Below are 16,977 nucleotides of genomic sequence, written 5' to 3'. Positions count from 1 at the left end.
GGGTGCGATGACGACGACCGAGGGGCTGCTCGTCCCGCCGGGCCACGGCCGCGTCGTACAGGCACCGGCCCAGCGCGTGACGTTCAAGGTCACCGGCACCCACTCCCGGACGGCCTCCACCTTCGAGGTGGAGGTCCCGCCCGGGTTCGACGTGGGAGCCCATGTGCACATGCGCAGCGAGGAGCTGTTCTACGTACTGGACGGCGAACTGGACGTCCTCGCCTTCGAGCCCCGCGTCCGCACCCCCGACAACTGGCAGCGCTGGGAGTCGACTTCGGGCAACCGCGTGGTCCGAGCCACCCCGGGCACCCTCATCGTCGTCCCCCCCGGCTGCCCCCACGCCTTCGCCAACCCGACGACCACCCCGGCAAGGATGTTCTTCCAGGCCTCTCCCCCACCGGACCACGAACGCTACTTCGAGGAACTACTGGAGATCCTGAACGCGGGCGGCCCCCCGGATCACGAGGCGATCGAGGCCCTTCGAAGCAAGTACGACATAGAGCAACTCACACCTCTGAGGCACCGGTGACCGTCCCCACCCAAGGGGCGCGGGGAACTGCGCGAGCAACCACGACGCACCCGCACTCCGCAACGCACCCGCACCCCCACGGCGCTACCGAATAGCCATCCCGGACAAGGTCCGCGCAATCACCAGCCGCTGAACCTCGCTCGTCCCCTCAAAGATCGTGTAAATCGCCGAATCCCGGTGCATCCGCTCCACCGGATACTCCCGCGTATACCCGTTCCCCCCCAGAATCTGAATCGCCTGCGCAGACACCTTCTTCGCCGTCTCGCTCGCGAACAGCTTCGACATCGACCCCTCGGCCGCGGTGAACGGCTTCCCGTTCACCGCCATCCACGACGCCCGCCACACCAGCAGCCGCGCCGCGTCGATCTGCGTCCGCATGTCCGCGAGCTGGAAGGCGACGCCCTGGTTGTCGATGATCGGCCGCCCGAACTGCTCACGGGTCTTGGCGTAGTCGAGGGCGACTTCGTACGCAGCCCGGGCCGTGCCCACGGCCATCGCGCCCACCGCCGGCCGCGAGGCCTCGAACGTGGCCATCGCCGCGTTCTTCACCCGCTCGCCACCGGCCTTCGCCCGCTCGCGGGCCCGGGCCAGGCGCTCGTCCAGCTTCTCCTTGCCGCCGAGCAGGCAGGAACCGGGCACACGGACGTTGTCGAGGATGACCTCGGCGGTGTGCGAGGCCCGGATGCCGTGCTTCTTGAACTTCTGGCCCTGGGAGCAGCCCTCGGTGCCCGGCGGGATGATGAAGGACGCGTGTCCCTTGGAGCCGAGCTCGGGGTCGACGACCGCGACGACGACGTGGACGTTGGCGATGCCGCCGTTGGTCGCCCAGGTCTTCGTGCCGTTGATCACCCACTCGTCCTTGGCCTCGTCGTACACCGCGCGGGTGCGCATGGAGGCCACGTCGGAGCCGGCGTCGGGCTCGGAGGAGCAGAACGCGGCGACCTTGACGTCGTTGGCGTCGCCGTACATCTGCGGGATCCACGTGCCGATCTGTTCCTCGGTACCGTTGGCGAGAACGCCCACGGCGGCCAGGCCGGTGCCCACAATGGAGAGGGCGATGCCAGCGTCGCCCCAGAACAGCTCCTCCATCGCCATCGGGATACCGAGCCCGGTGGGGTCGAAGTACTGCTGGGCGTAGAAATCGAGGGAGTAGATGCCGACCTTCGCGGCCTCCTGGATGACCGGCCAGGGAGTCTCCTCGCGCTCGTCCCATTCGGCGGCGGCGGGGCGGATCACGTCGGCCGCGAAGCCATGGAGCCAGTCCCGGACTTCCTTCTGTTCGTCGTTCAGCTCCATGGTGAACTCGGCCATGACCCCTCCAGCGGCGATGCAAGCGTTGTTACTAACGGTAACACCAGTCTGTTACTCACCAGTAGGAAAAGTCAACTCTGGATGACGCCTCGGCCTCCGCCTCGGCATCCCGTTCGATGTCAGGGGCCCCGTCAGTGCTAGTTTGCGCTGGCGTCACCGAAACAGCATGGGTGGGGAGAGCACATGAACACCACACAGCGGACCGATCAGCAGCGGTCCGCCGACCGCCGACGGCGCGAGTTGCTGGAGGCCGCGGACCGGGTGGTGCTGCGCGACGGACCGCAGGCGTCGATGAACGCCATCGCTGCGGAAGCCGGGATCACGAAGCCGATCCTCTACCGCCACTTCGGGGACAAGAGCGGCCTTTACGCGGCCTTGGCCAAGCGGCACACCGACGCCCTGCTGAAATCGCTGCGGGCGGCGCTGGACGCCCCCGCCGACCGGCGCGAGCGGGTGGAGTCCACCCTGGACACCTACCTCGCCGCGATCGAGGCCCGGCCCCAGGTGTACCGCTTCCTGATGCACCCCTCCGAGGGCAGCGCGGGCAGCGACCAGGGGTTCGACCTCGGCAAGCACTCGGCCCCGGTGCTGCGGCGGATGGGCGAGGAACTGGCCCAGGTGATCGAGGAACGCCTCGACCTCGGACCCGGCAGCCAGCAGCTGGCGCGGGTGTGGGGGCACGGGATCGTCGGCATGATGCACGCGGCCGGCGACTGGTGGCTCGGGGAGCGGCCGTGCAGCCGGAGCGAGTTGGTACGGTCGCTGGCCGACCTGCTGTGGGGCCGGCTCGCGGCGGCCGGAGACCGCGTCGGCGGCCCCGGCTTCTGACACCCGGCGCCCCGGCCCTGTCGTCACATTCCCGTCTGCCCCGCGCTTGCCCGGTGCCACGGGGCCCGGCTGATCTGTCTCGCCGACCGGCGGCGGCGCCACCCCGTGAGGTGGTCCACGTACAGCCGGCCCTCCACGTGGTCACACTCGTGCTGCAAACACCGCGCGAAGAAGCCCGTGCCGTGCACGGTGACCGGCTCCCCCGTCACCGTGCGGCCCTCGACGACCGCGTGGTCGTACCGCTCGGTGCCCGCCTCCAGGCCCGGCAGGGACAGACAGCCCTCCGGCCCGCGGAGCACCACGCCGTCGGCCGCCACCAGCCGCGGGTTCACCACGTGCCCGACGTGGCGGACGTCCTCGTCGTCCGGGCAGTCGTAGACGAAGACCCGCAGCGGGACCCCGATCTGGCCGGCGGCCAGGCCCACTCCCGGTGCCGCGTACATGGTCGCGAACAAGTCCTCCACCAGGTCCGCCAGTTCGGGGCCGAAATCGGTGACCTCCCGGCAGGTCTCCCGCAGGACCGGGTCACCGAGCAGGGTAAGAGGCCGGACTCGCCCGCGGGCGCCCGGAATGGAACCGTGTCGCATGGCGGCAAGGGTACGGTTCCCTCGGCCCGCACGAGCCGCGCGGGCCCGGGCCGGGATTCGGGTGTGGAAACGGATCTCGATAGGCTTCACGCACACACCACGTGCCGGACGAGCTTCAGGCGCGGCGCGTACGCAAGGAGGATCGAGAACTGATGGCAGGCAACTCGGACCCGCTCTCGCCGCGGGCCAAGCTGGCCGTGACCGCGGGCAAGGCGGTCGCTGCGGCATCGCGCGCCGCGGGACGCGGCAGCGGGTCGGTGATCGGTGGCCGGGTCGCGCTGAGACTCGACCCCGACCTGCTCGCCCGGCTCGCCCAGCACCTGGACGTCGTCCTGGTGTCGGCGACCAACGGCAAGACGACGACCACCCGGCTGATCGCGGAGGCGCTGCGCGCCGCGGGCCCGGTCGTGTCGAACGCGCTCGGCGCCAACATGCCGGCCGGTATCACCTCCGCGCTCGCGGGCGGCTCGGACGCGAAGTTCGGTGTCATCGAGGTCGACGAGAAGTACCTCGCCGGTGTGGCCCGGGACACCAGCCCGAAGTGCATCGCCCTGCTGAACCTCTCCCGCGACCAGCTCGACCGCGCCGCCGAGACCCGGATGCTCGCCGAGAACTGGCGCGAGGGACTGGCCGGTTCCAAGGCGGTCATCGTGGCCAACGCCGACGACCCGCTCGTGGTGTGGGCCGCCTCCTCCTCCCCGAACGTGATCTGGGTCGCCGCCGGCCAGATGTGGAAGGACGACGCCTGGTCCTGCCCGTCCTGCGGCGGCGTGATGCAGCGCCCCGGCGACGACTGGTTCTGCGGTGAGTGCGGCTTCCGCCGGCCGACGCCGAGCTGGGCCCTGAACGGGGACCACGTCCTCGACCCGCACGGGTCCGCCTGGCCGATCCACCTGCAGCTGCCGGGCCGGGCCAACAAGGCGAACGCGGCCAGCTCCGCGGCCGTCGCCGCCGTGTTCGGGGTGCCCCCGCAGGTCGCCCTGGAGCGGATGTACCAGGTGCAGGCCGTGGCCGGCCGGTACGACGTCGTCCAGTTCCAGGGGCGTGACCTGCGGCTGCTGCTGGCGAAGAACCCGGCCGGCTGGCTGGAGACGTTCTCCCTGATCGACCCGCCGCCCACCCCGGTGATCCTGTCGGTGAACGCGCGCGGGGCCGACGGCACCGACACGTCCTGGCTGTGGGACGTCGACTACACGCGGCTGACCGGCCACCCGATCTTCGTCATCGGTGACCGCAAGCTCGACCTCGCGGTGCGGCTGGAGGTCGCGAACCAGCACTTCCAGGTCTGCGAGGACCTCGACCAGGCCGTGCAGACGGCCCCGCCGGGACGCATCGAGGTCATCGCGAACTACACCGCGTTCCAGGACCTGCGCCGCCGCGTCGGCAACTGATCAGGAGAAGGACGATCACCTCATGAGCGACAACCAACTGCGGCTGGTGTGGATCTACCCGGACCTGCTGAGCACCTACGGCGACCAGGGCAACGCGCTCGTCGTGGAGCGCCGGGCGCGGCAGCGGGGCCTGGACGTGGCCCGGCTCGACGTGCGCAGCGACCAGCCGATCCCGACCTCCGGTGACATCTACCTGATCGGCGGCGGCGAGGACCGGCCGCAGCGGCTCGCGGCCGAGCGGCTGCGCCGCGACGGCCATCTGCACCGGGCGGTGGAGAACGGCGCGATCCTGTTCTCGGTGTGTGCCGGCTACCAGATCCTCGGGCACGAGTTCATCAACGACCTCGGCCAGCGCGAGCCCGGCCTCGGCCTGCTCGACGTGGTGTCGGTGCGCGGCGAGGGCGAGCGGTGCGTCGGCGACGTCCTCGGGGACATCGACCCGCAGCTCGGCCTGCCCCAGCTGACCGGTTTCGAGAACCACCAGGGCGTCACCCACCTCGGCCCCACCGCCCGCCCCTTCGCCCAGGTCCGGCTGGGCCGGGGCAACGGCACCGGGGACGGCACGGAGGGCGCGTACAACGGGACGGTCTTCGGCACCTACATGCACGGGCCGGTACTCGCCCGCAACCCGCAGATCGCCGACCTGCTGCTGAAGCTGGCGCTGGACGTCAACGCGCTGCCGCCGATCGACGACCGGTGGTACGAGGCGCTGCGGGGCGAGCGTATCGCCGCCGCCCAGCAGCCTGCGTGAACGCCCTTCGCCCGGCTCGCCGCCCAGCCGCCGCGCAAGCGGCGTCTCAGCGGCGTCTCAGCGGGTTCCGGCAGGCTCTTCGTGGGCCCGCCTGACGGCCTGTCCGCTCACATGTGCGGGCACGTCCAGCAGGCGGACGCCCGCTACGGAGCCACCCCCTCACGCCGGTAGGGTGGCCGGGAACCCGCCGGACGACGTGGTCCGGTTTTTCCGGCCCACGTTGAGAAGGTAAATCGGGCTATGCGCATTGGTGTCCTCACGTCAGGCGGCGACTGCCCCGGCCTGAACGCCGTCATCCGGTCCGTCGTGCACCGCGCCGTCGTCGACCACGGCGACGAGGTCATCGGATTCCGGGACGGCTGGAAGGGCCTCCTGGAGTGCGACTATCTGAAGCTCGACCTGGACGCCGTGGGCGGCATCCTGGCCCGCGGCGGCACCATCCTCGGCTCCTCCCGGGTCCGTCCCGAGCATCTGCGGGACGGCGTGGAGCGGGCCCGGGGTCACGTCGCCGAGCTCGGCCTGGACGCGATCATCCCGATCGGCGGCGAGGGCACCCTGAAGGCGGCCCGCCTGCTGTCGGACAACGGGCTGCCCATCGTGGGCGTGCCCAAGACCATCGACAACGACATCGCTGTCACCGACGTCACCTTCGGTTTCGACACCGCGGTGGGCGTCGCCACGGAGGCCCTGGACCGGCTGAAGACCACCGCCGAGTCCCACCAGCGCATGCTGATCGTGGAGGTCATGGGCCGGCACACCGGCTGGATCGCCCTGCACTCCGGCATGGCGGCCGGCGCCCACGCCATCGTCGTACCCGAACGGCCCTTCGACATCGACGAGTTGGCCCGGAAGGTCGGCGCGCGGTTCGAGGCGGGCAAGCGGTTCGCGATCGTCGTCGCGGCGGAGGGCGCCAAGCCCCGGCCGGGCTCCATGGAGTTCGACGAGGGCGGCAAGGACATCTACGGCCACGAGCGCTTCGCCGGGATCGCCCGGCAGCTGTCGGTCGAGCTGGAGCACCGGCTCGGCAAGGAGGCCCGGCCGGTCATCCTCGGGCACGTGCAGCGGGGTGGGACGCCGACGGCGTACGACAGGGTCCTGGCGACGCGGTTCGGGTGGCATGCGGTGGAGGCGGTGCATCGGGGGGAGTTCGGGGGGATGACCGCGTTGCGGGGGACCGAGATCGTGATGGTGCCGCTGGCGGAGGCGGTGGCGTCTCTCAAGACCGTGCCGGCTGGGCGGTATGAGGAAGCGGAGTGCGTTCTGTAGGGGGCGCGCCGTCGGGTTCCGTTTCGTCGCCGGGTGCGGGTGCTTCGTGGCTTGTCGCGCAGTTCCCCGCGCCCCTTTGGGGGCGCTGTAGCGGGACCCGGTCGCAGAGCCGACCCGCGTCGGTTCTACTCTTGGGGCCGGACAGACTTGCGCAACCCCCTCGAAATGGAGCCGGTGGATGGATCACGGGCACGGCATGGTGATGGATCTGCCGCCGTTCACGCTGGGGCGGGGGCTGCAGTGGTCGGCTGATCCGTTCTTCCTCGTCGGCTGTCTGCTCGGGCTCGGGCTGTACGCGTGGGGTGTCGTGCGGCTGGTGCGACGGGGGGACGCCTGGCCGGTGGGCCGTACGGTGTCGTACGTCATCGGCGTGCTGACCGTCGCCCTGATGATGTGCACCAAGCTGAACGACTACGGCATGGTCATGTTCAGCGTGCACATGGTGCAGCACATGGTGATCAGCATGCTGTCGCCGATCCTGATCCTGCTCGGCGCCCCGGTCACCCTGGCGCTGCGCGCGCTGCCGACCGCCGGCAGGGGCCGCAAGGGGCCGCGTGAGCTGCTGCTGGCGCTGCTGCACAGCCGGTACATGCGGATCATCACCCACCCCGTGTTCACGATCCCGCTGTTCATCGCGAGCCTGTACGGGCTGTACTTCACTCCCCTGTTCGACCTGCTGATGGGGTCGAAGGCCGGGCACGTGGCGATGATGGTGCACTTCCTCGCCGTGGGTGTGGTGTTCTTCTGGCCGATCATCGGCGTCGACCCGGGCCCGCACCGGCCGGGGTATCTGATGCGGATGCTGGAGCTGTTCGCGGGCATGCCGTTCCACGCGTTCTTCGGTATCGCGCTGATGATGGCGTCGACGCCGATGGTGGAGACCTTCAAGCACCCGTCGGCCTCGCTCGGCATCGACGCGCTGGCCGACCAGAACGCGGCCGGCGGCATCGCCTGGGCGTTCAGCGAGGTCCCCTCGGTGCTGGTGCTGATCGCGCTGCTGTTCCAGTGGTACGGCTCCGAGAAGCGCCAGGCCAAGCGCACGGACCGGGCCGCCGACCGGGACGGCGACAAGGAGCTGGAGGCGTACAACGCCTATCTGGCGGCGCTTCGCGCGCGCGAGGGCTGAGTACGGGGTATGCCCTTGGGGCGGGAGTCGCGGCACCATGGTGGGGTCGGCCCATGAGGAGGGTGTCGCGATGCCCGGTTCCACGAACGGTTCTCTGCACGGCTCCACGCACGGCTCCACGCACGGTTCCACCAGGACGATGGGGGCGCTGACCGTCGGCGGGCTCGTCGTCGTGACGGCCTACACGGTCGCGCTCGGCAGCAACGGCTGGCTGTGGTTCGGCTGGGTGGTGCTGGGACTGCTGACGCTCGCCATGGTCGTCACCCAGTCGTAGGGCGGTCCTGGCGGCCGGCCCGGCCCGGGGTCACTACAGTGCCCGCATGAACAGCAGGAACGTCTCGTTCGACGATCTCGACCGGAGGATCGTCAACGCCCTGATGGCGAACGCCAGGACCAGCTTCGCCGAGATCGGTGCCGCGATCGGGCTGTCGTCCACCGCGGTGAAGCGGCGCGTGGACCGGCTGCGGGAGACAGAGGTGATCACCGGGTTCACCGCGACGGTGCAGCCCTCGGCGCTGGGCTGGCGCACGGAGGCGTACGTCGAGGTGTACTGCGAGGGCGCGGCACCGCCCCGGCGGCTCGCGGGGGTGGTCCGCAACCATCCGGAGATCACGGCCGCCATGACGGTGACCGGCGGCGCGGACGCGCTGCTGCACGTGCGGGCGCGGGACGTGGAGCACTTCGAGGAGGTGCTGGAGCGGATCCGCGCCGAGCCGTTCATCCGCAAGACGATCAGCGTGATGGTGTTGTCCCACCTCCTGCCGGACAGTCCGGAGGCGGGCGCCACGCAGGCCGCACCGCAATGACCTCGGGCTAAACCTCGTGATGCGCAGGAGTCCTGCGTCCTCTCCCGCGAAGACGCAGCAATCCTGCGCAGGTGCGCAGTATTCGTTTCTTGTCGCGGCCCGGCCCGCGTTCCTACCGTTGGTGTCACCCCCTTGGTGACACACAGAAAGCGGAGGGAACCCTCTGTGCTCGAACGTCGTGTGCCGCGCGCTCGGCGCTTCCTCGTCTGCGAACCCAGACACTTCGCCGTGCAGTACGCGATCAATCCCTGGATGCATCCCGACACACCCGTCGACGTGGACCTCGCCCAGGAGCAGTGGCGGACGCTGATCAGCGCCTATCGCTCCCACGGCCATACCGTCGAAGCCGTCGAGCCGGCGCCGGACCTGCCGGACATGGTCTTCTCCGCGAACGCGGCGTTCGTGGTCGGCGGCCGCGTCTTCGGCTCCCTGTTCCACGCGCCCGAGCGGCGCGCGGAGTCGCTTCACTACGACACCTGGTTCAAGGCGGCGGGCTACGACGTCCACCGGCCGGAGTCGGTGTCCGAGGGCGAGGGCGACCTGGTCTGGACCGGCCGTTACGTGCTCGCCGGCACCGGGTTCCGCACCTCCCGCGAGGCCCATCGCGAGGCGCAGGAGTTCCTCGGCCATCCGGTGGTCAGCCTGACCCTGGTGGACCCGTACTTCTACCACCTGGACACGGCTTTGTTCGTGCTGGACGAAGACAACATCGTGTACTACCCGGAGGCGTTCTCGCCGGGCAGCCGGGAGGTGCTGCGGCGGCTCTACCCGGACGCCGTGCTCGCCACCCGCGACGACGCGATGGCGTTCGGGCTGAACTCCGTGTCCGACGGCAGCCACGTCTTCATCGCCCCCCGGGCCGAGGCGCTGGCCGAGCGCCTGGCCGACCAGGGTTACGTCCCCGTCCCCGTCGACCTGTCGGAGTTCCACAAGGCCGGCGGTGGCATCAAGTGCTGCACCCAGGAGATCCGCTGATGACCGCACCCGCGCGCACGCGCACGTCCGCCGACCTGATCCGTGCGGAGGAGCCGGTCCTCGCGCACAACTACCACCCGCTGCCCGTGGTCGTGGCCCGCGCCGAGGGCACCTGGGTGGAGGACGTCGACGGCCGCCGCTACCTCGACATGCTGGCCGGCTACTCGGCCCTCAACTTCGGCCACCGGCACCCGGCGCTGGTCCAGGCGGCCCGCGAGCAGCTCGACCGGCTGACGCTGACCTCCCGCGCCTTCCACAACGACCGGCTCGCCGAGTTCGCCGAGCGGCTCGCGGAGCTGACCGGCCTGGACATGGTGCTGCCGATGAACACCGGCGCCGAGGCGGTGGAGAGCGGCATCAAGGTGGCCCGCAAGTGGGCGTACGACGTCAAGGGCGTCCCCGCCGACCGGGCGACGATCGTCGTCGCGGCGGAGAACTTCCACGGCCGTACGACGACCATCGTGAGCTTCTCCACGGACGAGACGGCCCGGGCGGGCTTCGGGCCGTTCACGCCCGGGTTCAGGATCGTGCCGTACAACGACCTGGCCGCGCTGGAGGAGGCGGTCGACGAGACGACGGCCGCCGTGCTGATCGAGCCGATCCAGGGCGAGGCGGGCGTCATCATCCCGGACGAGGGCTACCTCACGGGGGTGCGGGAGCTGACCCGGCGCAAGGGCTGCCTGTTCATCGCGGACGAGATCCAGTCCGGACTGGGCCGGACGGGCCGCACCCTCGCCGTCGAGCACGAGGACGTCGTCCCTGACGTGCTGCTGCTCGGCAAGGCGCTGGGCGGCGGCATCGTGCCGGTGTCGGCGGTGGTGGCCCGGCGTGAGGTGCTGGGCGTGCTGCACCCGGGCGAGCACGGCTCCACGTTCGGCGGCAACCCGCTGGCCGCGGCGGTGGGCACGGCGGTGGTCGAGCTGCTGGAGAGCGGCGAGTACCAGCGGCGGGCGGCCGAGCTGGGAGTGATCCTGCGCGGCGGGCTGACCGAGCTGATCGGCAAGGGCGTCGTCGGCTTCCGTGCGCGCGGTCTGTGGGCGGGTGTCGACGTCGACCCGGCCATCGGCACGGGCCGCGAGATCAGCGAACGGCTGATGCGGGAGGGGATCCTGGTCAAGGACACGCATGGTTCGACGATCCGGCTGGCCCCGCCGCTGACGATCACGGCCGAGGAACTGCGCTCGGCGCTGGCCTCGCTGGAGAAGGTGCTCGGCGCGAGCGGCTGACCGGCCCGGCGGCGTCCGCGACTGACGCAGGACGGCGCCCGTCGACGGGGATGACCCGTCGGCGGGCGCCGTCCGGCCGTGGTGGCCGCGCGTCTCGTCCGCTCAGGCGGCGGGAGGGGTGGCGAAGGGGGCGCTCCAGGTCTGGTTGGGCTGGTGCGCGCCGCAGGTGTAGGTGGTGACGGTGGCGTTCTTGTCGCCGACGGCACCCCCGTTGACGTCCAGGCAGGCTCCGTCGCTGCGCAGCTGTCCCGCCCGGTCGTAGCTCCACATCTGCTGGGTGTCGGACGCGTCGCAGGCGGCCAGGGTCAGCCCGCTCCGGTCACCGGACAGGCACAGGGACCTGTTCCGGTAGTTGGCGACGGTGCCGTCGGAGTTGCGGATCCACGTCTGGTTGTCACCGCCGTGGCAGTCGTACAGGGCGACCTTGCTGCCGGCCGTCGAGCCGTAGGCGTCCAGGCAGAGGGCCTCGTGCTGGAAGCCGGTCTGCGGCGGCTGGATCTGCCCGGTCGGGGTGGCCCCGCCGCAGGTGCCGGGGTCGATCGTGTACATCACGTTGTCGTGCGAGCCGATCGTCGCCGTGAGCGAGTCGGTCACGCCGGTGTTCGTGTGCTTCCACAGGTCACGTGCGGTCCGCGTGCAGCCGAGGTTGCCGAAGCCGACCTTGCCGAGGTCGAGCCGGTAGGTGGTGGCCGAGGCGTTCTTGTTGACGACGACCACGGCCCGTTTGCCGCCGGCGAGCGGCTTGACGACGACGTCGATGCCGGAGGTGGCCGACGGGGTGTGGGCGACGAGGTAGCCGCCCGCGCCGAGGTCGTCCTGGTCGACGCCGATGATGTCCTGGTTCTTCAGGATGGCGAGCTGCTCGGCGTACGCGGCCGGGTCGGCGGCCATCTTGCGCACGTCCGTGCTGAGCATGAGCGGGGAGCCGAGCGCCGACCAGAGGGCGAACTGGGTGCGCTGCTCGGGCAGGGTGAGCTGGTTGTTGTCGCCGATCAGCAGCATGTCCGCGTCGTTGACGTTGCCGGGGCTGTGGTAACGGGCGAGCGGGACGTCGTCGACGAAGTTCTGGTACACACCGCCCTCGTAGTAGTCGCCCCCGTGCGGCCAGTTCCAGGCGGAGGTGGTGTCGGGGTGCCAGACGGAGATGTCCGGGCCGATGCGCCACATCTGGCCGAGGCCGCGGACCCAGTCCATCTCGTCGTACTTCTCGGACGAGTCGGGCCCGGCGCCGGCGGGTGCGGACTCGTTGAGGAGGATCTTGCGGGTCTTGTTCGCGGTGGCGGTGTTCAGGGCTTTCGCGAACTTCGTCAGCTCGGCCTGGCGGTTGTCGTAGGTGGTGCCGCAGTTGTCGACCTTGATGGAGTCGATGCCCCAGTACGCCAGCGAGTCGGCGTCGGCCTGTTCGTGCCCCATGATGCCGCCGGGGACGCCCTGGCAGGTGTTGGCGCCGGAGGTGGTGTAAAGGCCGGCGTCCATGCCGAGGCTGTGCAGGTGGTCGGCGTAGCCGGTGAGTTCGTAGTCGAAGCCGGGCTGGCTGCTGCTGCCCCAGTGGGTCGCGCCGTGCAGGTAGCCGGCCGAGGTGCGCTGCATCCAGCAGTCGTCGACGGTGAGGTTCTTGTAGCCGGCCGCGACGAGGCCGGTGTCCTTCATGGCCTGGGCCTGGTCCTCCATGAACTGCTGGAAGGAGTAGCCGTCCGTCGTTCCGTCCAGCCGGGCCTGGGCCTGACAGGTGAACCGGGCCCAGTCGTTGAAGCCCATCATGGGCTTGACCCCGATGGGGGTGCTCGTGTTGGCGGCCACCGGGTCCGCCTGTGCCGTGGTCGGTGCGATGAACAGGGTGCCGGCGGCGATCACCGCGGCAACAGTGGCCAGACCGGCCGTTTGGCGCCGTCTCATGGGGGTCTCCAGGGAGAGGAGCGAGAGGGATACACGACGCGGCATTGCAAGAATGTGATTGATTCAGTGCAGCATCGCGCAGGTTTCGCCAAAGAGTGCGTCAAGCCGAGGGGCACGTCAAGAGCCGGCCGGTCACCGTTCGGTCAGACGGCGGTCACCCTGACGCCCGCCTCCGTCAAGCGGTCCGCCATCTCGCCGGACATCCGGGCGTCGGTGACCAGCGTGTCGACCCGGTCGAGACCGCAGATGCGGGCGAAGGCCCGCCGCCCGAGCTTGGAGGAGTCCGCGACGACCACGACCCGGTGTGCCCGCTCGGCGAAGCGCCTGCTGACGCTGGCCTCGTCCTCCTGGTGGGCCATGATCCCCAGCTGCGGGTCCATCCCGTCGACGCCCAGCACCGCCACGTCGAGGACGACCTCGTCGAGGACCCCGGTGGTCAGCGGGCCGACCAGTTCGAAGCTCTGGGGCCGGGCCACTCCGCCGGTGGTCACGATCTTGATCTGCGGCCGTACGGCGAGTTCGGCGGCGATGTTCAGTGCGTTGGTCACCACGGTGAGCGCGGGTGAGGTGCCGCCGGCCTCCAGCCCGCCGGCGCGGACCGCGAGGGCGCGGGCGACCTCCGTGGTGGTGGTGCCGCCGTTGAGGCCGACCACCGCACCCTCGCCGACCAGGTCTGCGGCGGCGGCCGCGATGCGCTGCTTCTCGGACGCGTGGCGGGACGACTTGTAGCGCAGCGGCAGCTCGTAGGAGACCCCGTGCGCGATGGCGCCCCCGCGGGTGCGCACCAGCATCTGCTGCTCGGCGAGTTCGTCGAGGTCACGGCGGATCGTTGCGGTGGAGACGTCGAGCGCGACCGCTGCTTCCTCCACATCCACCCGCCCATGGGCGGCCATCAGCTCCATCAGGGCGTTCCAGCGGTCGGGCTTGGACATGGTCTGACTCCTCGCGAACGTGTGACCTGCTCAATAATGCATGGAAGTCACGAGAAACAAACAACTCTTGACATCAACTGCGCATGTGAGCCACCGTTCGTGCATCAGTCCCCCAGCAGGGACCACTACCGGTTCGTGAAAGAGGCGGTCTTTGCCATGAACAAGCGCGTACTCGCCCTGTCCGTCGCCTGCACGGTGGGCGCGCTCACCCTTTCCGCCTGTGGTGGCGGCGGGAGCGGATCGGCGGACGGCACGGTGACGCTCAAGCTGGTCGCCGCCGACTACGGCGACAAGGCGTCCAACAGCTCAACGCTCTACTGGAAGGACGTGGCGAAGAGGTTCACCGCCGCCAACCCCAAGATCAAGGTGGACGTCCAGGTCATCAACTGGAACGACATCGACGCCCAGGTCAAGACCATGATCCAGAGCGGCAACATGCCCGACGTCCTCCAGACGGGCGGCTACGCCGACAAGGTCTCCGACGACTTGCTGTACAAGGCGGACGACGTGCTGTCGGTGGGAACCCAGGCCGACCTGATCGACAGTTTCGCGAAGGCGGGCGAGGTCAAGGGGGTCCAGTACGGCATCCCGTTCGTGTCCTCGTCGCGCACGCTGTTCTACAACAAGGCGATCTTCAAGAAGGCCGGGATCGCCCAGGCGCCGCAGAACTGGGCCGAGTTGAAGGCCGACGCCGAGAAGATCAAGGCGAAGGTCCCCGGGGTCACGCCGTACGCGCTGCCGCTCGGCCCCGAGGAGGCCCAGGGCGAGAGCCTCATCTGGGAGCTGGGCAACGGCGGCGGCTACACCGACTCCTCCGGCGCGTACACGCTGAACAGCCCGAAGAACATCGACACGTTCAAGTGGCTGAAGTCCAACCTGGTCGACCCCGGCCTGACCTACGCCCACCCGGCGACCACCGACCGCAAGACCGCCTTCGCGGACTTCGCCGCCGGCAAGGCCGCCATGCTCAACGGCCACCCGTCCCTGATCCAGATGGCCAAGGACGGCAAGATCGACTACGGTACCGCGCCCATCCCGGGCAAAACCGGCCCGCTGAAGTCCACGCTCGGTGTCGCCGACTGGATGATGGCGTTCAAGGACAACGGCCACCAGGCGCAGATCAGGAAGTTCCTCGACTTCGCGTACTCCAAGGAGAACACGCTGAAGTTCGACGAGACCTACAACCTGATGCCGGTCACCGAGGACACGCTGGCCGAGATGCGGTCGAACGGCAAGCACGACGACCTGAAACCGTTCTTCGCCCAGCTGCCGGACGCCGTCTTCTACCCGCTGGGCGACACCAGTTGGGACGCCGTCTCCGCCGAGATCAAGAAGAACGGCGGCACGGCGGTCGACGGCGACCCCGCGAAGGTCCTGGGCGACCTGCAGAAGTCGGCCGAGGCCGCCAGGGCCGACCAGTAGTCCGCTCGTCCACCCTGCACGACCGCAGACACCGGAAGGTCCTCGTGTCCACCCACTCGCCCACCTCGCCGGCCCGCGGCGCCCGGAGCGCCGGCACGCCCCGGCGCTCCGGGTTCGCCCGGCTCGGACCGCTCCCCTGGATCGGCCCCGCCGTCCTGCTCATCCTGCTGGTCGTCGTCTGGCCCGTCGTCGAGATGGTGCGGACCTCGTTCCTGCGCATCAGCATCAGCGGATTCGTCCGCGGCCCGGCCGGATTCGGCAAGTACGAGAAGCTCTTCGACGAGTCCTCGCTGTCCTCCGTGCTCCTGGCCACCGTCGTCTGGACGCTGGTCGTCGTGGCGGTGACCATGGTGGTCTCGCTGGCGCTGGCCCAGCTGTTCAACCAGAGGTTCCCGGGCCGCCGCGTCACCCGCTGGGCGCTCATCGCCCCGTGGGCGGCCTCCGTGGTCATGACGGCCATCGGCTTCAAGTGGATGCTGAACCAGACCGCCGGCGTCCTCAACACGGCGATGACCGACCTCGGCCTCATCGACGGCCCCAAGGACTGGCTCGGCGAGCCGAGCACCGCCTGGCCGTGGATGATGTTCGTCGCCGTCTTCGTCTCCCTGCCGTTCACGACGTACACCCTGCTGGCCGGTCTGCAGACCGTGCCGGAGGAGGTGTACGAGGCCGCCCGCGTCGACGGCACCGGCACCTGGCAGACCTACTGGCGGATCACGCTCCCGCTGCTGCGCCCGGCGTTCCTGGTGGGGGTGGTCATCAACCTGATCAACGTCTTCAACTCCTTCCCGGTCATCTGGAGCATGACCCACGGCGGTCCGGCCAGCGACACGGCCACCACCACGGTCTTCATGTACCAGCTCAAGGACTCCGACATCGGCGAGTCCGCGGCCATGTCCGTCGTCAACTTCGCCCTGGTCGTGATCATGGTGGTGGCGTTCCTGAAGGCCGGCCGCTGGAACGAGGAGGAGAGCTGATGGCCCAGCAGACCGCCACCCCCGCCGCGCGGACCGCCCGAGCACCCCGCAGCACACCGAAGGCGCACGCGGCCCGGACGCGCCGCGGACCGCGCCCGCGTACGCTCGTCATCGCCTCCGTGGCCTGGCTGCTCGCCGCCGTCTTCCTCCTGCCGTACGCCGAGATGGTGATCACGGCGCTCCGGCCCGCCGACGAACTGCGCGATCCGTCGTATCTGCCGCACCACTTCGCCTGGTCGAACTTCATCGACGTCTGGCACGAGTCGAACCTCGGCGCGAACCTGCGGGTGACCCTGCTCGTCGCCTTCGGCTCCACCCTGCTGGTCCTGCTGGTCGCGCTGCCCGCCGCGTACTACACGGCCCGGACCCGCTACCGCGGCCGCAAGCTATTCCTGTTGCTGGTCCTGGTCACCCAGATGTTCCAGCCGACGTCCCTGCTGGTGGGCCTGTACCGCGAGTTCTACCAGTTCGGCATGCTCAACTCGGTGTGGACGCTGGTCCTGTGCAACGCCGCGTTCAACCTGGCGTTCGCCATCTGGATCCTGACCGCCTACATCGGCTCCATCCCGGTCGCCCTGGAGGAGTCCGGGATGATCGACGGGCTGAGCCGCGTCGGCGCCCTGGTCCGGATCACGCTGCCGCTGGCGCTGCCCGGCGTGGTCACCGCGATGATCTTCACCTTCATCGCCGCCTGGAACGAGTTCGTGATGGGCCTGACCCTCTCGACCGTCCCGGAGAGCCAGCCGCTCACCGTCGGCATCAACAGCTTCATCGGCAACTACACCGTGCAGTGGAACTTCCTCTTCGCCGGCTCGGTGATCGCCATCGTGCCGGTCGTCGTCCTCTTCGCCCTCATCGAACGCAAGGTGGTCTCCGGCCTGACGGCCGGATCCGTCAAGTAGCACCCGTCCGACGGCCCCGCGCGATCCCATTCCGCGTGCGCCGCGCCTCTCC

Annotated in this window: 17 protein-coding genes; 13 read left to right on the top strand and 4 right to left on the bottom strand. The window is 69.9% G+C overall.

Annotated features, from left to right (window positions below; translation table 11 throughout):
• Positions 1–7: 7 nt before the first annotated feature.
• A complete protein-coding gene (locus ABZ854_RS03055) occupies positions 8–529 on the top strand; it encodes a cupin domain-containing protein (RefSeq protein ID WP_361203287.1) in 522 nt (173 codons plus the stop codon).
• 84 nt (positions 530–613) lie between these two features.
• Here the strand turns inward: ABZ854_RS03055 and ABZ854_RS03050 are convergent, their stop codons facing one another.
• A complete protein-coding gene (locus ABZ854_RS03050) occupies positions 614–1,840 on the bottom strand; it encodes an acyl-CoA dehydrogenase family protein (RefSeq protein ID WP_361203284.1) in 1,227 nt (408 codons plus the stop codon).
• A 183-nt stretch (positions 1,841–2,023) separates the two neighbouring features.
• Here ABZ854_RS03050 and ABZ854_RS03045 point away from each other — a divergent pair, with 183 nt between their 5' ends.
• Positions 2,024–2,668: a TetR family transcriptional regulator gene (locus ABZ854_RS03045; RefSeq protein WP_361203281.1), complete on the top strand. Its 645-nt coding sequence runs from the start codon at positions 2,024–2,026 to the stop codon at positions 2,666–2,668.
• Between the two features lie 23 nt (positions 2,669–2,691).
• On the opposite strand, the gene def is transcribed toward ABZ854_RS03045, so the two are convergent.
• A complete protein-coding gene (gene def, locus ABZ854_RS03040) occupies positions 2,692–3,255 on the bottom strand; it encodes a peptide deformylase (RefSeq protein ID WP_361203278.1) in 564 nt (187 codons plus the stop codon).
• A 152-nt stretch (positions 3,256–3,407) separates the two neighbouring features.
• Here def and ABZ854_RS03035 point away from each other — a divergent pair, with 152 nt between their 5' ends.
• The 8 genes from ABZ854_RS03035 to rocD all read left to right on the top strand — a co-directional run bounded on the left by ABZ854_RS03035 (position 3,408) and on the right by rocD (position 10,796).
• Positions 3,408–4,646, top strand: coding sequence for a MurT ligase domain-containing protein (locus tag ABZ854_RS03035; protein ID WP_361203275.1), 1,239 nt, complete (start codon positions 3,408–3,410; stop codon positions 4,644–4,646).
• 22 nt (positions 4,647–4,668) lie between these two features.
• A complete protein-coding gene (locus tag ABZ854_RS03030; RefSeq protein WP_129310740.1) occupies positions 4,669–5,397 on the top strand; it encodes a glutamine amidotransferase in 729 nt (242 codons plus the stop codon).
• Between the two features lie 240 nt (positions 5,398–5,637).
• Positions 5,638–6,663 carry a 6-phosphofructokinase gene (locus tag ABZ854_RS03025; RefSeq protein WP_361203272.1) on the top strand — a complete coding sequence of 342 codons (1,026 nt, stop codon included), beginning with the start codon at positions 5,638–5,640 and terminating at the stop codon, positions 6,661–6,663.
• Positions 6,664–6,841: 178 nt separating this feature from the next.
• On the top strand, positions 6,842–7,789 hold the full coding sequence (locus tag ABZ854_RS03020; RefSeq protein ID WP_361203269.1) for a cytochrome c oxidase assembly protein: 948 nt from the start codon (positions 6,842–6,844) through the stop codon (positions 7,787–7,789).
• Positions 7,790–7,859: 70 nt separating this feature from the next.
• The gene (locus ABZ854_RS03015) at positions 7,860–8,063 is read left to right on the top strand and encodes a hypothetical protein (protein WP_361203266.1); all 204 of its coding nucleotides are present in this window, start codon (positions 7,860–7,862) and stop codon (positions 8,061–8,063) included.
• A 46-nt stretch (positions 8,064–8,109) separates the two neighbouring features.
• A complete protein-coding gene (locus tag ABZ854_RS03010) occupies positions 8,110–8,595 on the top strand; it encodes an Lrp/AsnC family transcriptional regulator (protein WP_129310732.1) in 486 nt (161 codons plus the stop codon).
• Positions 8,596–8,760: 165 nt separating this feature from the next.
• Positions 8,761–9,570 carry a dimethylargininase gene (ddaH, locus tag ABZ854_RS03005; protein ID WP_361203261.1) on the top strand — a complete coding sequence of 270 codons (810 nt, stop codon included), beginning with the start codon at positions 8,761–8,763 and terminating at the stop codon, positions 9,568–9,570.
• Entirely contained in the window at positions 9,570–10,796 is a 1,227-nt protein-coding gene (rocD, locus tag ABZ854_RS03000) for an ornithine--oxo-acid transaminase (RefSeq protein ID WP_361203259.1), read from the top strand. The genes ddaH and rocD overlap by 1 nt, the downstream gene beginning before the upstream one ends.
• Positions 10,797–10,898: 102 nt before the next feature.
• Here the strand turns inward: rocD and ABZ854_RS02995 are convergent, their stop codons facing one another.
• Both ABZ854_RS02995 and ABZ854_RS02990 read right to left on the bottom strand, forming a co-directional pair.
• Entirely contained in the window at positions 10,899–12,692 is a 1,794-nt protein-coding gene (locus ABZ854_RS02995) for a ricin-type beta-trefoil lectin domain protein (protein ID WP_361203255.1), read from the bottom strand.
• A gap of 143 nt (positions 12,693–12,835) precedes the next feature.
• Complete coding sequence (locus ABZ854_RS02990) at positions 12,836–13,624, bottom strand: DeoR/GlpR family DNA-binding transcription regulator (RefSeq protein ID WP_361203252.1); 789 nt, start codon at positions 13,622–13,624, stop codon at positions 12,836–12,838.
• A 156-nt stretch (positions 13,625–13,780) separates the two neighbouring features.
• On the opposite strand from ABZ854_RS02990, the gene ABZ854_RS02985 reads away from it, so the two are divergent.
• The 3 genes from ABZ854_RS02985 to ABZ854_RS02975 are packed head-to-tail and all read left to right on the top strand — an operon-like array spanning position 13,781 to position 16,925.
• On the top strand, positions 13,781–15,046 hold the full coding sequence (locus ABZ854_RS02985) for an extracellular solute-binding protein (RefSeq protein ID WP_361203249.1): 1,266 nt from the start codon (positions 13,781–13,783) through the stop codon (positions 15,044–15,046).
• Positions 15,047–15,090: 44 nt separating this feature from the next.
• Positions 15,091–16,023, top strand: a complete 933-nt coding sequence (locus ABZ854_RS02980) for a sugar ABC transporter permease (RefSeq protein ID WP_361203246.1) — start codon at positions 15,091–15,093, stop codon at positions 16,021–16,023.
• Positions 16,023–16,925, top strand: a complete 903-nt coding sequence (locus ABZ854_RS02975; protein ID WP_361203243.1) for a carbohydrate ABC transporter permease — start codon at positions 16,023–16,025, stop codon at positions 16,923–16,925. The genes ABZ854_RS02980 and ABZ854_RS02975 overlap by 1 nt, the downstream gene beginning before the upstream one ends.
• The last annotated feature ends 52 nt before the right edge of the window (positions 16,926–16,977 follow it).

The sequence above is a fragment of the Streptomyces sp. NPDC047028 genome (genome assembly GCF_040644095.1).
GTDB lineage: Bacteria > Actinomycetota > Actinomycetes > Streptomycetales > Streptomycetaceae > Streptomyces.
The sequence above is the reverse complement of the archived record's forward strand: the minus strand, read 5'-3'. Positions and strand labels throughout refer to the sequence as shown.